General features: G+C 41.8%; 8 protein-coding genes. 5 read left to right on the top strand and 3 right to left on the bottom strand.

All coding sequences use genetic code 11. The features are described 5' to 3' along the window. Nucleotides 1-967: 967 nt before the first annotated feature. Nucleotides 968-5,242, bottom strand: coding sequence for an Ig-like domain-containing protein (locus F0145_RS13125; RefSeq protein WP_223816045.1), 4,275 nt, complete (start codon nt 5,240-5,242; stop codon nt 968-970). Nucleotides 5,243-6,599: 1,357 nt separating this feature from the next. Further along, nucleotides 6,600-7,415, bottom strand: a complete 816-nt coding sequence (locus F0145_RS13120; protein ID WP_150088871.1) for a DUF481 domain-containing protein — start codon at nt 7,413-7,415, stop codon at nt 6,600-6,602. Nucleotides 7,416-7,691: 276 nt separating this feature from the next. Here F0145_RS13120 and F0145_RS13115 point away from each other — a divergent pair, with 276 nt between their 5' ends. From F0145_RS13115 to F0145_RS13095, 5 genes are all read left to right on the top strand, one after another. Next, on the top strand, nt 7,692-8,960 hold the full coding sequence (locus tag F0145_RS13115) for a sugar MFS transporter (protein ID WP_150088870.1): 1,269 nt from the start codon (nt 7,692-7,694) through the stop codon (nt 8,958-8,960). Between the two features lie 1,267 nt (nt 8,961-10,227). Next, the gene (locus tag F0145_RS13110) at nt 10,228-11,154 is read left to right on the top strand and encodes a glycosyltransferase family protein (RefSeq protein WP_150088869.1); all 927 of its coding nucleotides are present in this window, start codon (nt 10,228-10,230) and stop codon (nt 11,152-11,154) included. Between the two features lies 1 nt (nt 11,155). Further along, complete coding sequence (locus F0145_RS13105) at nt 11,156-12,301, top strand: phosphotransferase enzyme family protein (RefSeq protein ID WP_150088868.1); 1,146 nt, start codon at nt 11,156-11,158, stop codon at nt 12,299-12,301. Between the two features lie 2 nt (nt 12,302-12,303). After that, complete coding sequence (locus F0145_RS13100; RefSeq protein ID WP_150088867.1) at nt 12,304-12,963, top strand: carbohydrate-binding family 9-like protein; 660 nt, start codon at nt 12,304-12,306, stop codon at nt 12,961-12,963. A 103-nt stretch (nt 12,964-13,066) separates the two neighbouring features. After that, complete coding sequence (locus tag F0145_RS13095; RefSeq protein WP_150088866.1) at nt 13,067-14,488, top strand: Gfo/Idh/MocA family protein; 1,422 nt, start codon at nt 13,067-13,069, stop codon at nt 14,486-14,488. A gap of 383 nt (nt 14,489-14,871) precedes the next feature. On the opposite strand, the gene F0145_RS13090 is transcribed toward F0145_RS13095, so the two are convergent. After that, entirely contained in the window at nt 14,872-15,939 is a 1,068-nt protein-coding gene (locus F0145_RS13090) for a LacI family DNA-binding transcriptional regulator (protein ID WP_150088865.1), read from the bottom strand. Nucleotides 15,940-16,220 lie beyond the last annotated feature (281 nt).

The following is a 16,220-nucleotide window of genomic DNA, read 5'->3' as shown; positions in this document are numbered from 1 at the left end:
CTGGGTTATTATGTTGCGCCCTGTTAAATTTTACTAAATTATTGTCCGGAGCTGTTAAAAGGACTGGTATAATTAAATTCCAGTTTTTGGAAGTTAACAGCAGGAGTTGGCTTTGGCTTAAAACAGGATACATTTAGCAAAAATTTATCTATATTTTATAAGGGCGACGAATTTATATTAAAATAATGTAATAAAAAATTTTGTTGTGTAAATTTTTAAAGAATATTTTATTGATGTTACTTAACAACCTTTAAACCTCCTGAAATACATTCCGATTGTACTTTAATTATTTCCTGGTATATTTATATATACAGGGAGCTGCATAGAGAGTACAAATAACCTTAACTTAACTTTGCCTGTTTTTTGCGCTGGTTCCGGAGCCAGGCGCGCAGTGGTGTTTAATAGGGTAGTAGGTTCTGGTATAAGGTTCATTTAAGTTAGTATTTATAGGATTCCGGCTTTTATAAGTCTAATAATATGCCAGAAAGAAAATATATTTATAAAGCTATGTACTGTAGCGGAATAAGGTTTTTTCGTTAATATTTTAGCTTGTGTGCCGTAGCTTATTTTCCGGATTTCGGAAGTGATTTTCCGGCGGCCGGAAAAAGCTTGATACGGTTCAATTCTAAATAATTTTAGTCGTAGATAATTTTGTCTAATGGTACTCTCTACAGATAATGTTTAATCAGGCTCGTTTATAAAACTTCGAGCAACCAGTTGTGGCTAATAGCGTTTTGAAAAGGATAAATAAAATATTTAAAAATTTATATATTAGATACGGGAGTCAGAATGGGTTTTGCGTCAATACCACCAGTTTACTAATTGTTCAAAAAAAGTTTGTGCCTTGGGCTGATTAACCAGGATGCATTTATTAAACGGGTGCGCTGCTCGACTTTCACTAACCGTAAATAAAAAAAGGGGCAGGTAAAATACCCACCCCTTTCAGCTTTAACCCTAATAAAGCTTACTATCTTTTAAGCAATTTAATGTGGTTGGTTTTACCATTCAGGCGCGTAGTAATAATATACATGCCCTGTGGTAAGCGGCTGTTTAACTGCAGCAGGGTGCGGTTGTTGCCTTTAGCTGCGGGCAGCGAACGTTCCAGTATTTTGGCGCCGGCGGCATCGGTTACCAGTACCTGCATGGTGCCTGCTTCTTCGGCGTTAAACTCCAGGCTTACTTCGCTGCTGAACGGATTCGGATAAGCGCTTAAACTTTCTACGGCAGCGCCTATTTTTACAGCTTTCGGGCCAAAATATTCCGAGTCGCCGTTTATGTCGCGCTGCATTAAGCGGTAATAGCGGGTGCCGTATTTGCCGTTTTCTTTATCGTGGAAAGTATATACCTGCTTTTGGTTGGTGTTGCCGCCCGCTTTAGAAGCGACAAAGGCCAAGCTGCGGTAGTTTTTAGCATCCTGTGATACTTGTACTTCAAAACCTTCGCTGTTTTGTTCCATAGCGGTAGCCCATTCTACTGCCACTACATCGTTTGCTTGTTTGGTAGCTTTCAGGTAGAGCAACTCTACTGGTTGAATAACATTAAGATTTGAACTCGCAGTAATAGTTTTCTCACTAAAACAAATTCCATCTGGAGCTATTTGTTTAACTGTTACACTCTGAAATCCTAAGTGCATCTTGTCAGCGGGTATAGTCAGCGTAGACCCAGTTACTGTTTGTACTTCATTCGGACCAGGTAAATAATTAATAGTCCATTCATAACGCCAGGCAATAGATGTATTGGTTGGCTTCGCTATGTAGGTTGCTTCCTTAAAGTATAGCGTCTCTTCTGGTTCTTGTAAAGTGAACGAATTAATAATTGTAGGATTAACTGTAATATTAATTGCTGCATCAGCACCACCGGTTTGCACTATAGAACAACCGCTGATTGCCGAAGTAAAGGCAATTGATATTTTGTCGCCGTTGTTAAAACTGCTGTATGGAGCAGAGTAGGTAGTACCAGTAACAGGGTTGCCATTACTATCTTTTATAAGCAAATTGTTTTTATACCAGTTAATCGTTAATCCGGTAGCATCTGCGGTAGGGAAACCAGCGCCTAAGGTGGTGCTGAAGTTTACAGTACCATCCTGGTTACGGCAGAAAGTGGTATTCTGAGCTGCTAAAGAGATACTGTAGGTATTGGGTATGCCCAGGTAAATTCTGTTAGACATTGGGATAGAAGAAGCTGAAATGTTACAAGCAAGTGGGTTGCTTGCTGATACTAACCCGGTTATTTTAGCGGCATAAAAATCTTGAGAAGTAAGGCCTGAATTTTTAACAGTAGGACCATTATCTTCAGGACCATTAAATACCTTGTCATTTTTGGTCCACTGGTAAGTAAGCTTATTTGTAGCTAAAGAGTCTCTAGCACTTACAACTATAGGCCGGAAGTAACGGTAAGCCTGGTCTTTTTTGAACTGTGGTGTGCCGGTAGGAAACGGATAATCCGGATTCGGAATAGGGTAGGAATTATCCTGAACTATGGGAACATTATTAGCATCAATGGCCTGGCCGTTAGCATTTACTTTATACGGGTAGATAATTTCGGCGTCTCTTACTACGGTAGCAAAGTAATTAGTATTAACACTTGGGCATACCGGGAAAGAAACCGGACGAACTATTACTCTGTAAACAGATTTAATAACATTTACATTGATAGTTGCAGTATTAGCACAGGTACCGTTGTACTCATAAGTAATAGTATTTGAACTAGTAGTGCTTGCATTGCAAGGTACAAAGATAGCCGTAGTAACACCATTGGTAGTTGTAGTAGCGATATTCATACCGTTTAATTTAAAGGTTCCCCCTGCCGGAGAACCAATAAGGGTAATGTTGTTATCGCCAGAGTAAATAGGCCCGGTTGGCAAACCAGATATGGAAACTGGTGGTAAGGCATTAACCGTGATGGATTTTGTAGCTTTGTTATAACAGCCATTTTGAGTTACTTCATAACTGATAGTTACAATACCTGCTCTAATACCTGTTACAATACCAATAGAGCTAACTGTAGCTATATTTTCATCAGAACTGCTCCAAACACCATTAGGTGTATTATTAGTTAGGTTAATAGTTTTTCCAACACATACAGGGCCATTGCCAAAAATTTCGGCTACAGTTGGATTAGGGTTTATGGTAATTGTAATAACATTGCTGGTACTAGGGCAGCCATCGGAAGTTACTACCCGCCGGAAGTAGGTGGTTTTGGTAAGTAAACCAGGATTATAGTTTATTTCAGTAGCGCCAATTATTTGGGTAAAACCAGCCGTTGTTGAAATCGTGCTGCTCTCCCAAACGTAAGAAAAGATTCCATTACCACCAGCGGCTGCTGTGCCAGTTATTTCTGCTGGGTCACCGCTATCACAAAAAGTAACTTTTTCCGGAGCAGTCAGATTGTTACTTGTTATGGCTGGCTTAACAGTTATGGTAACACTACTGCTGGTAGTTTCGCAACCAGGAGAATTAACCTCTAAATTAAAAGTATAATCTAGGGGTTCAGTACCTGGATTAGTTAAAGTAACAATTGGCTGGGCTACATTATTGGCTGATAATAAGCCTTGGTTAGCAGGGTTAGTAGCTGTCCAGGTATAAGTCATACCAGTTAAATTAGGAGCAGTCGGTGTTCCTAAAGTCAAAGTGCTACCGGAGCATACCGGAGCAAATGTGCCAGCAGTGGCAACCGGAGAAACTTGTATTGGAGTTGTTGCTTTGTTTAAGCAAGTAGTAGTTGGGTCTTGGTAAGTATAAGTAATAATATGTACGCCGGCACCAGCAACAGTTGGGTCAAACATCCAGGTAGTAGTTTGATCCGGATTGGAAACAGCAGTTACACCTGTGCCGCTATAGCTTCCGCCTGCAGGTGAGCCAATTGTAAGTTCAAAGGCTGTAGCAGTAACACATACAGGAGTGATTGCGCCTAATGTAACAGTAGGTAGTGGGTTAACGGTAATATCTACTTTAGTTCTGGTAGCGCTTGTACAACCACCCAGGCTACTAGGATTGATTGCTTCTACATAGAAAGAAGTTATTATTGGAGAAGTAGTATTATTTATTAAAGTAGGGCTGTAAGTAGTATTACCTGTTCCAGAAAGGTTCGTACTTATTGCTGTTCCGTCTGATTCTGTTGTAAACCATTTATAAGAACCTCCATCAGGAGCGCCGTTAGCCGTAAGCGTTGCTGTACTACCAGTACAAACCGTGATTTCGGTTGTTCCTGCTTTTAATGGAATTCCTGAGACAGTTGGTGCATCTGGAAGGCTATTTACAGTAGCTGTAACAAGGGTTTTGGGGCTTTCACAGCCATTTCTTACCACCGTAGCGTAGAAATTTTGCGTGCTGCTAATAGTAGGCTCATAGGTAGGCCCTGTTTCTCCAGAAATAATATCCCCAAAGGCATCATACCAGCGGTAGGAACTGCCTGATGGTGCACCCACTGCTCTTAAAGTAACTTTGCCTGTACCACACCGATCCGCATTAGTAGTAGTAGGAGCAGTTGGTACCGTATTTATAGTAACAACTACTGGCTTGATAGCAAAACATCCAACAGCATTGGTTCCTTTGATATAGTAAGTGCCAGAGGTCGTTACAGCACTGGGATTATTTAGTGCCGTAGTAGCAGCAGCGTCGGTGAAATATGTATAGGTTAAATTCGTGGTACTTCCGTTTATAATGGCCGACTCCGTTAAGTCCACAGTGCTAGGAGTACAAACTGCGGCTGGGTTAGTGATATTTACTGTTGGGGAGGTATTACATGTACCAGTAATTATTATATCATCTAAATCCGCGTCCGCGCCATTGCCAGTACTTACTAAATAAAACCCAATGTATAAGCTTTGAGTAGATGTTACTGTAAATTGGGTCGAAATTTCATTGAAATTAGTGCTGGGGTTAGTAGCTGTAATGTTATTTGTATTTGAAGACAGTATTCTATTTCCTGAACTACTCCGAGCATTTGCTTGTGTTGTTCCCCGGGTAATTTCAATTTTACCCAACGTAGAATTTGGCGTTCGCGCTTTTATCGAGATTGTATAGGTGATCCCTGGATAGAAAGTAATTGAATTTGCGGTTACAACGTATCCCTCGTAGCCTTTGGTCCCACCTTGGTTACCTTTAATTGAGAGAAGACCAGATGTTACTGTCATTGATTCTCCACGAGTTCTTGTTATGCTAACACTAGAACTGTTGCTAAAATCATTGTTGTAAATTGATAATGTCTGTGCCGATGCTGACTTCGCTAGCAACAGCAGCATAAATAACAATAAAGTTGCTATCACAGCCCGGTGGTTGCGGGCCCGACTGATAGCGGTAATTAAATGGGTAAAATTCTTTTGCATAAAATTAGGGTTAAAGGGTTAAGCGTTTTTATTAGGGTTTAAGTAATCTATGATTTTTTTGGATTAAACAACTCGCTACGGACTTAGTAAGCTATTTAGTCGCAGCTGATGAGGCTTGCTTAGTAGGTTTGGTTTAGAGCAATAGCTGAATTATTCAGTTTTTCCTTCCTTTAGTTACTTATGTTTGGTAACTAAAGTATTAGTTTAAGCGATTATCGGGTATTTAATAGCGTTTGTTAAGGTTTTCTGCCCCTGCTAAAACAGGTTTGGGTAAAGGTTGTAAGCCGTGGCATTTATTATTTAATTTTTAGGATTATAAATTAATAGTTCGAATTTAAAACGTAAATATTAAAATAAAAAATTAATATATTTTAATTAATATATGTATTAGTTATTGCAGTAGGAATGGCCTTCCTGAAACAACAAGTAATATTATCTAATAGGGGTTCTGATTATTCTCGGTATTTTTATATAAGCTGGATGTTCCATTGAGATTACAAACAGTTTTATTATAGCCTTAAATGATTCAACCTTTTCAGCAGGGTTGGTAACAAATTTGGTGTTAGTTGCGCCAGTAGTTTGCTTGTTCATGTTCATTTAAGTTAGTTTTACTAGGATTTCCTCTTTTATAAGTCTAAATATATGCCAGAATATAAATATATGATAAAATATATGTTTAAAGGCCAAATTAGGTTTTTAGCGTATTTATTTGAATTGTAAGAGGTAGTTGCAAATCCGGAAATGGGATGGTTTTTTCCGGATTTTAGAAAATGCTTGTAAAATTTCTATTCTGCATTAGCATAGTATAGGTACAAAAAACAAGATGGTATTTTCTGCTGAAATTATTAGCTGCACTATTTAGAACAGGATAGCTGGTGGTAAATCACCTGATAGGAAAGCAGGCGTTAAAACACGTTATATTAAATAAATAATATATTTAATAAAGCGGATAGCGGTTATAATAACCAAATAAAAAGGTTATAATATGATGGTGAAATATTGAAAAAATATTTTAGACCAGTAACGTTTTTCCGCGAAGCGTCTGAATATTATAAGTGTCGCTAAGTTAGAAATTAACCAGGCAAAGCAGTTGACCGTTTATCATGTGCTGCGCATAAGCACCAATGAGGCTAAAACAACTATGCTTAATCTAGGCTTAAATAAGCGCATGACAAAGCTGCCGCTAATGACAGAAGCCAGATTAACAGCTAAACCGGTCAGCTTCTTTTTTTAGCGTTTGGGGCCTAAATTAAGTTAAGTAGAAGCTATGCGCTTACGGCCGGTTGCCAAAAGCAATCCCCACCGTTAAGCGGCTGTCGTTTTTTTTGCGGTTGGGCTCTACAATGCTTTCGTAGGTATTTTCGAAAGCCGTGCGCAGGGTTACCCATTTGGTTAAGGGTAGCTCCACCGAAACCACCGTGTTCCAGCGAAAATTAGAAATATCGGCTAAAGATGGCTGTACAAAGGTAATGTGGTTAAACCTGATTTTATTTTCCAGAAAAGTGTGGCTGCCTTTTAACCGGGCCGAATTGCGCTGGGTGGTTACGGTAGAGCGGCTCCGGAAATTAGTAGATTCGTGAATAACCGCATTAGTAAAAGATAAGGTGTGGTGTTCTTTCCGGAGCAGCCGCAAACCCAAACCTACCCCGGCTAATTGCCGCAACGTAATGCCCCGTAAATTACTGTTTTCCAGCGTAGCCAAACTAAAGGCATAAACCCGCTTCTGTTTATAAACATCAATAAATAAATCTATGTATGCGTCGCGCTCGGCGAGTACGTGGTTTTGCTTGCCGTAAGCAAACCGTGGGTTCGTAGATACCGAAATTACCGGTCCGTTTACAATTATTTCGGCGCGGGCAACCGCCAGTGTGCGGTTTATATTGCCCCGCGTGAAGTTACCATCGCCAATAAAACGGTAATTCAGGCTATCGAACAACACAAAAGGCTTAGGCGTTAACTTTAGCGAATCAGCAGCGGGTGAGGGGATTACCGTTGGCAAAGTTGGTTGCTGGGCCAGGGCAAAGGAGCTGAAAGCGCCGTAAACAAAGAAGAAAAGCAGTAAGCGGGTAAATACTTTAAGCGAAATCATAAGATGAAATTAGAAAGAACCGGCGCGAAACCAAAATTTAGAAAAGATAAACTGGTTTAATCAGTCCGTAATTCCAGGTCTGGCTGGCCGCAATATTGCTTTTGCTCCGGCAATATTTAAGCTGCTGGGGTAAGCAATATTTGCTGGTTAACCAGAAACTGTAGCCGTTAACAAACCGATAATTTTATACTGCCAGACCGAAAAATATGCCGCTAAAACGAAATTATTAGTTTCTTTACCTTTTTATACCGCCAATTAGCTTATTTTATTTAAATCATGATGTCTCCCGTTTCCTCGTCCGAAGCCAGGGTACCTGCGCAGCCGGCCGCTTTTACCGAAAAAAAGTATTTCACCACCTTTGTTTTTGTTACCTCCTTATTTATGCTGTGGGGCATTGCCATTACCATGGGCGATGTACTAAACAAACATTTTCAGAATGTATTGAATGTATCTAAGACCCAGTCGGGTTTGGTGCAGTTTTCGGTGTTTGGTGCTTATTTTATTATGGGTGTGCCGGCCGGTTTGTTTATGAAGCGCTTCGGGTATAAAATGGGCGTTTTGTTGGGTTTATTTTTGTATGCGGTAGGGGCCTTTTTATTTGTGCCGGCGGCCGGTTCCGAGTCGTTTGGGTTTTTCCGGGTAGCTTTATTTATTCTGGGTTGCGGCCTGGCCACCTTAGAAGCCGTAGCGCACCCGTTTATTGCTTCGCTCGGCGACCAGCGTACCAGCGACCAGCGCTTAAATTTTGCCCAGGCGTTTAACGGGTTGGGTGCCGTTATAGGCCCGGTAATTGGTGGTTATTTCTTATTGCGCACCGGCACCCCCGGCGAACTCGATTCGGTTAAAATATTATACACCATAATAGGCGTGGTTATTACCTTACTGGCCATTGCGTTTGCTTTTGTAAAAGTACCCACCCTCACCGATCCGCACGTGGTTAGCACCGATACCTACGAGGTAGGCATGGAGCCGGCAACTTTAAAAGCACCCAAAAAATTATTTCAGCACCGGCATTTTATTTGGGCTTGTATTGCGCAGTTCTTTAACGTGGCCGCCCAATCGGGTACCTGGGCTTTCTTTATTTTTTACGGCGAAGAAAAAATGGGCCTTACCCCCGAAATAGCCGCCTATTATTTTGGATTAATATTTATGGTAATGATGATGGTAGGCCGCTTTGTGGGCACCTTCCTGATGAAATTTATTGCTCCTAACAAATTACTGGCTACTTACGCGCTGGCTAATATTCTAATGTGCCTAATTATTGCGCAAAGCTGGGGTACAGTTTCTTTTGTGGCCTTGCTGCTGCTCAACTTCTTTTTCAGTATCATGTTCCCGACTATTTTCAGCTTGGGTCTGAAAAATTTAGGTAAACACACGCAGCAGGGTTCGTCTTTTATTGTAATGGGCGTAGTTGGCGGGGCTGTGTTTCCGCCCATTATGGGTATTGTGGCCAACCAAGATGTAGCAGCCGCCTATTACCTACCAATTATTTGCTACGTAGTTATTTTCCTGTTCGGCGCTATTTTCTATAAAGTCCAGAAGTAGAGTACTTGAAGTGTTCCGTTAAGGCAAGTTTGCCGGCTTTTTAAGGGCAGAGTTTATTCCAAATTGTCTAAACCAGCAGCCATTGGTTAAAACTTCGCAGGTCTTTAAGGCCTGTAAAGTTTTAGCTAATGGTAATTATTATAGTGTTTAATCCTCCTCAATAACTGTTCAGCCCCAACGGGGCGAAATATTCTAGCGATGGGCAGCGCCCATCGAAAAGCCACATACCAGTACAAAAGCCCTGAAAGGGCGGAATATTCTAAAAGCAATATTTCGCCCTTTCAGGGCTTTTTACTGGTATGTGCGTGTTCCCAGGGCTGCACCCTGGGCTGTATTATTAAGCCCATTCAGGGCTATATAATAGTAGTATTAATACCATTATTAAGATAAAACTTGCGCTTAAATGTTTACTACTGAGTCATCCTGAGCTTGTCGAAGGATCTATTACAACCTCATAAAGTAAATATTAGTTGTTTCGACGAGCGCAGCAGGGCTCTTGTAATTTAAGCGCATAAAACAACTAATAATAATACTGTTAAGATCACCCCAAAATTATTAAGCCACAATCATAAAGAATTGTGGCGGATAGTGCCGTTAGGCGCAACCAGTAATGCAAACACGCTAATTGTTATTGTACCTGTTTTTATGATGTACGTGCACATTTAGGATATTATACATGTGTGTACGAGCACATTTTTTTTAAGATTAGTTTGATCTTTAAAAACTAATGCTTATGTTTAATAACCAAAAGTTAAATTAGAAAAACCAGTCTGGTTTAATTGGGTTTGAAAAGCGAATGCAAACTAAAATTTAGCATACAAAAGTAAAATCTATCCACCACAATTATTTTAATGTATTCGCCGCATTACAGCGGTATCTTATCCTAAGTAAACCGGTAAGTTACCGCTGCAATGAGATGGGTGCAGCAAAATAATGAGTCTGTATAGGTAAAGCTTTAAATTAAGTGGTTTTTACGCGCAGCTTAACCATGGGTATTAAATCCCAAATGCCGAAGATTTTCCGGCCCAAGAGATGATTCCTTCAACAGAAACAATCTTCTGGCGATTAGGCTAATGAGGTTTTATGCTCCCAGAAGATCTGGTTTTAATAATATTTAAATAGGACTTCCGCAAAAGAGTCAAAAATTTTCCTTTAGCGGGGAAGGTTTAAAGATTAAAAAAGATTTGCGAAAATCCTGATATAAATAAAAAGTTAATAAAAGCTGATACAGAATTTTTTATCGGCGGCGCAAAATATAAAGTAAAAAATGGCTATAAAACCAACATTGGTGGTGATGGCAGCGGGCATGGCAACCCGCTACGGCAGCTTAAAACAACTGGAACAATTTGGCCCCAGCGGCGAAACCATTATAGATTATTCTATTTACGATGCAATTAAGGCCGGTTTTGGGCAGGTCGTGTTTGTAATCCGGGAGTCGTTGTTAGCCAGTTTTAAAGAAACGCTGCTGCCCCGGTTTGCCGGTAAAATAGCCGTAGATTATGTGTTGCAGGAACTCGATATTTTACCCGAAGGCTTTACCGTACCCGAAAACCGGGTAAAACCCTGGGGTACCGGGCACGCCGTTTGGGTAGCGGCGGCTAAAGTAACCAGCCCTTTTGCGGTTATTAACGGCGATGATTTTTACGGCTATTATTCTTTTAAAATAATGGCCGATTATTTAAAAGAAGATACTACGGGTCAGCCGGCCATGGTGGGTTTTAAGTTACTCAATACCTTGTCGGAGCACGGGGCGGTATCGCGGGGTATTTGCGAGGTAGATGCGGCGGGCAACCTGGTAAGTATTACCGAACAAACGCATATAGAACAAACGCCCAGCGGCATTATTGCCAAAACACCCAATAACCAGGAAATAAAGCTTACCGGCAACGAAGTGGTATCGATGAACCTGACCGGTTTTCCGGCTACTATATTTCGATATTTTGAAGAATATTTCCGGGAGTTTTTAGAAAAGCAAGCGCATCAGCCCAAAGCCGAATTTTATTTGCCGGTGGTGGTAGATAATCTGGTGCAAAAGAATATTACTTCGGTAAAAATATTGCCTACCCCCGAAAAGTGGTTTGGGGTAACGTATCCGGCCGATAAACCAGTGGCGGAGCAAACTTTGCGGCAGTTAATAGCGCAAAACGTTTACCCCGAAAATTTATGGAATGAACCTTTAGCAGTGCGGAAATAAAATGAAAGAGAGCAGTAAGACCGGCTACAACTTAGCGGCCATTGTAGCGCAGTTTAATATTCAGGGCGAGGCAGCAGCCATCGAACCGCACGGGTCGGGCCACATTCATGATACGTTCCGGGTAACTAATGCCCAGGCCGGCGCACCCGATTATTTGTTGCAGCGCGTTAATCATCATGTATTTAAGAATGTGCCGGGCCTGATGGAAAATATTCAGGTGGTAACAAAGCACCTGCGGGAAAAACTGAACAACTTGCCCAATGCTAACCCGGAAAAAGAAGTACTTACTTTAATTCCAACCCAATCGGGCCAATGGTATTACACCGATGCCGACGGCAATTACTGGCGGGTGTATTATTTTCTGGATAATACCCGCACCTACGATATTGTAGAAAATTCGCAGCAGGCTTACGAAGGCGGTAAAGCTTTCGGTAAATTTCAAAGGTTATTAGCCGATTTGCCGGTAAACCAACTACACGAAACCATTCCAAATTTCCATAATATAGAAAGCCGCCTGCGGCTATTCCGGGAAGCCTTAGCGAAAGATTCGGTAGGGCGGGTAAAAGAAGTACAGCCGGAAATTCAGGCGATTGAAGAGCGCATTGCTATCATGCTTACCGTGCTAAACCTGGGCGAAAGCGGCCAGATTCCGCTCCGGATTACCCACAACGATACCAAGTTTAATAATGTGCTGCTCGATGCTGCTGGTAAAGCCCAGTGTGTTATTGACCTGGATACGGTAATGCCCGGTTACGTAGCTTATGATTTTGGCGATGCCATCCGGACTACAGTAAATACCGCCGCCGAAGACGAAAAAGATTTAACTAAAATAAACGTTGATTTAGCGTTATTCCGGGGCTTTACCGAAGGCTTTCTAGCCGAAACCGGTACGTTCCTTTCCCGCACCGAGCTTACCTCGCTGGCTTACGGCGTGTTGTTATTGCCCTATATTATGGGCCTGCGCTTCTTAACCGATTACATCGACGGCGATAATTATTATAAAATTCATTTTCCGGAACACAACCTGCAGCGGGCCCGGGCCCAATTGCAACTTGTTAAAAATTTAGAAGTTCACTTTAAAGAGATGATGGCCATTATTCTGGAAGTTGCGCCGGTGCAAAACCAGGTGGCCGTAGCGGGGGAATAAGTATGCCAACCAACCTGAAACAACTGCATGTGCCGTATTTGTCGCAACTAGACCGGGATATGCCCATCGAAGATATTTCGGCTGCGCTGGATGAACAAGCGAAATTAAGCATCGATAAAGCGCCCTGGCCGGCATACGATTACGTGCCTTCGGTTAAATTTTCGTTGGCGCATAGCCTTAACTGCCTGTTTATTAAATTTTATGTCAGCGAAAACGCCGTCCGGGCCCGGTACCGCCAAACCAACGACCCGGTATTTAAAGATAGCTGCGTCGAGTTTTTTATCGCTTTTAACGACGAAGACGCCTATTATAACTTTGAGTTTAACTGTATGGGAACCTGTTTGGGTGGGTTTGGCAACGGCAAAGAAAACCGTACGTTGTTGCCCGAGCATGTAATTGGTAAAATAAACCGGTGGGCCGTAATGCAAAAAACAGCGGCCAGCGGCCATTTATTAACCAACTGGCAGTTAACCCTGGTATTACCCGTGGAAGTATTTTGTGTACATGATTTAACTTCTTTCCAGGGCGTGCAGGGCAAAGTAAATTTTTATAAATGCGGCGATGATTTGCCGCAACCTCATTTTTTAGCCTGGAATAATATTCTGGCCGAAGAACCAAATTTTCATTTGCCGGAATTCTTCGGGGAAGTACAATTTGCTTAAATTTAAGGCAAAGCGCTGCCGCAAACTATAATAAAAATAATCTAGCTTGAAATATTCCGCCTGAAAACCAAAACGACTACTATAACCACAGCTATTTAAAATCATGAGTAATAACCGCAGAGAATTTTTAAAGCTGGCCGGATTGGCCGGCGTAGGGCTGGCCGGAACCAGCATGTTAAACGCTTGTGCTACGGCGGGCGCCAGTGCGGGCAACGTGCCCAAACAAGCCGCTAAAAGCCACCGCCAGGTATTTAACATGAGTGGTTATGCCGCTCCTAAACTCGAAACCGTACGCATTGGTTTTATTGGTTTGGGGCAGCGGGGACCGGGCGCCGTAAACCGCATTAACCGGATAGAAGGCGTAGATATTAAAGGTTTGTGCGACCTGCGGCCCGAAAATGTAGCTTCGGCGCAGAAAATATTGGCTAACTCTACGCATAAACCAACAACTTACTCGGGCAAAGAAGAGGCCTGGAAAGAAATGGTAGACCGGGACGATATTGACTTAATTTATATTGCTACGCCCTGGCATTTACACACGCCTATGGCGGTTTACGCCATGGAGCACGGCAAGCACGTAGCTGTAGAAGTGCCGGCGGCCACTACTTTGGAAGAATGCTGGCAATTAGTAGAAACTTCGGAACGCACGCGCAAACACTGCATGATGCTGGAAAACTGCTGCTACGATTTTTTCGAAATGCTTACCCTGAACATGGCCCGCCAAGGCTTTTTCGGGGAAATTGTGCACGGCGAAGGCGCTTACCTGCACAACCTGGTAGATTTAAACTTTAGTAAAAAAGGCTACCAGGGCATGTGGCGGCTAAAAGAAAATTTCCGGGACGGCAATTTATATCCTACGCACGGTTTAGGTCCTATTTGCCAGGTCATGAATATTAACCGCGGCGACCAGATGGATTATTTGGTGTCTATGTCGAGTAATGATTTTACCATGGGCGAAACCGCTAAAAAACTGGCAAGCCAGGATAGTTTTTACAACGAGTTTGCGAATAAAAAATACCGTGGCAACATGAATACCACTACCATTCGCACCAAAAAAGGCCGTACCATTATGGTGCAGCACGATGTATCTTCTAACATGCCGTATTCCCGTATTCATGCCATTACCGGTACCCAAGGCGCGGCCCGTAAGTGGCCTACCCCAGCCAAAATAGCCACCTCGCACGAAAAATGGTTATCCGAAACCGAGTTTAAAGCCGTAGAAGAAAAATATCAGCCCGAATTAATCCGGCGTTTAGGCGAAATGGCCAAGCAAGTAGGCGGCCACGGCGGCATGGACTTTTTAATGGATTGGCGCCTGATTGATTTATTGCGCAACGGCTTGCCTTTGGATCAGGATGTGTATGATGCCGCGCTCTGGAGTGCCATTGCGCCATTAAGCGAATGGTCGGTAGCCAACCGCTCTAATTCTATTGATGTACCTGATTTTACCGGCGGCGCCTGGCAAAAAAATACCCCCGTAGATATTACCTTCCGCGGTGGTGGTACCACCAATGTTAAAATTTAGTATTAGTACTGTTGTTGCCTGAAAGTATAGAAAGGTTGAGGTGCAACAAAAATAGCGTTTAAGTAATCCATCTCTGTCATTCAGGAGGAACCTATTTAGCCGGTAGCCCAATAGGTTCCTCCTGGAATACTTGTATTCCCAGAATGACAGAGGTGGGATCATCGCCTTAAATATTTAGAAGAGAACATTGCTTTTATATATTTCAAGGCTAATATCTGCTAATAAACTGCAATATTATTCACTACCAATAAAACACCGCGTTTATCCTGAATAACCAGCTTTCCTGAATTTGGAATGCCCAATTGCCTTTAGTCATAGAAGCTATGAAAGCTCACCGGAAGCTCTTTTTAAGAGCTTCCGGTGTTTATGCACACAGCCATTCATTAAGCTTCATTATCAACGTAATAACTTAAGTTTTCTTGGGTAATAATATCTAAGGGTAAATATTTAATAGGCTGAATTTCTTTCTTGAATACTAAGAAATCGGTTAGCTGCTGAATGCCCCAGTAACCCTGGCCTTTGGGATTCTGGTTGATTAGGAAATTAATAATGCTGTTTTCGAGGTAGTACAAGTTTTTGGGCAGCAAGTCGTAGCCGATAAGCTTAATATTATCTATGCGGTGTTTTTCGAGGTAAAAAGCAATTTCGTAGGCTTTAGAATTAGTTACAAAAATGGCTTTCAGGTCGGGGTGTTGTTGCCTTACTTTATTAAGCTGTTCCGTAAACAAGCCACTATCGGGGTTGCCTAACTCCAGCCGCACTACCTTATATTTATCTTCCAGCTTTTTATCTACGAAATAATTGCGGAAGCCTTCTTCTTTTTTTATCAGGTGCGCCGAGTTGGGAATATCTTCGTTGATGTGGGCCACTAAAAAAGTACAAGGCTCGGGCAAGCCAAAGGTGAGCAGTTTAGCTACCAAATAACCACTCTGGTACGAGTCCTGGCCAATATAACTCAGCGGCGCGGCATCCGGAATTTGGGTGTTAAATAATACGAAAGGTATTCTTTTAACATTCCACTGGTCGAAAAAAGACAAAACTTCGCGGTAAAAAACCGGCGCTAATAATATGCCATCTGGCTCCGATTGCGTTGCTTCTTTGGCTTTTTTCAGAAAAGAATCTACGTTGTATGGGTTAAAAATAAAGGGTGTAACCGAAATGCCGTAGTGGCGCAATTCTTTCTCGGCTTTTTCTAAGCCCGATTTAGGCGCTTCCCAGTACGGGTCTATTAAAGGGTCTGGAATAATGGCGGCAATGTGGTAAACTTTATTACTTTTAAGGGTGCGGGCAATCAGGTTAGGTTCGTAATTCATTTCCTGAATAATTTTCAACACCCTTTCGCGGGCTTCTTCCGATACCCGACCGCGGTTATGCAAAACCCGATCTACTGTTCCCTTCGATACTTCTGCTTTCTCGGCAATATCTTTTATTCTGACAATCTTATTTTTCACTACTTACTAAATTTACCTCTTCCGATAGATGCTTTATGCCGGTATATACGCCGTTAGTGCAATATATAATTTTTATTTACTTAATCTTCTTTTTCAATGGTCTGCTCTAAGATTAAGCATACGCTTAATAATTCTATCACCTATAACAGTTAAAATAAAAATTGGCTGTTTACACAGGCTATAAATAATTATTTAAGACAGTAAAGAAAGTAGTTATAAAGCTATCCGAAAAATATTAATGTGTACGAGCACATTTTTTACGCTTACCTGTTTGAGTTGTA

Origin of the sequence: Adhaeribacter rhizoryzae, from assembly GCF_008629685.1 — a bacterium.
GTDB lineage: Bacteria > Bacteroidota > Bacteroidia > Cytophagales > Hymenobacteraceae > Adhaeribacter > Adhaeribacter rhizoryzae.
The sequence above is the reverse complement of the archived record's forward strand: the minus strand, read 5'-3'. Positions and strand labels throughout refer to the sequence as shown.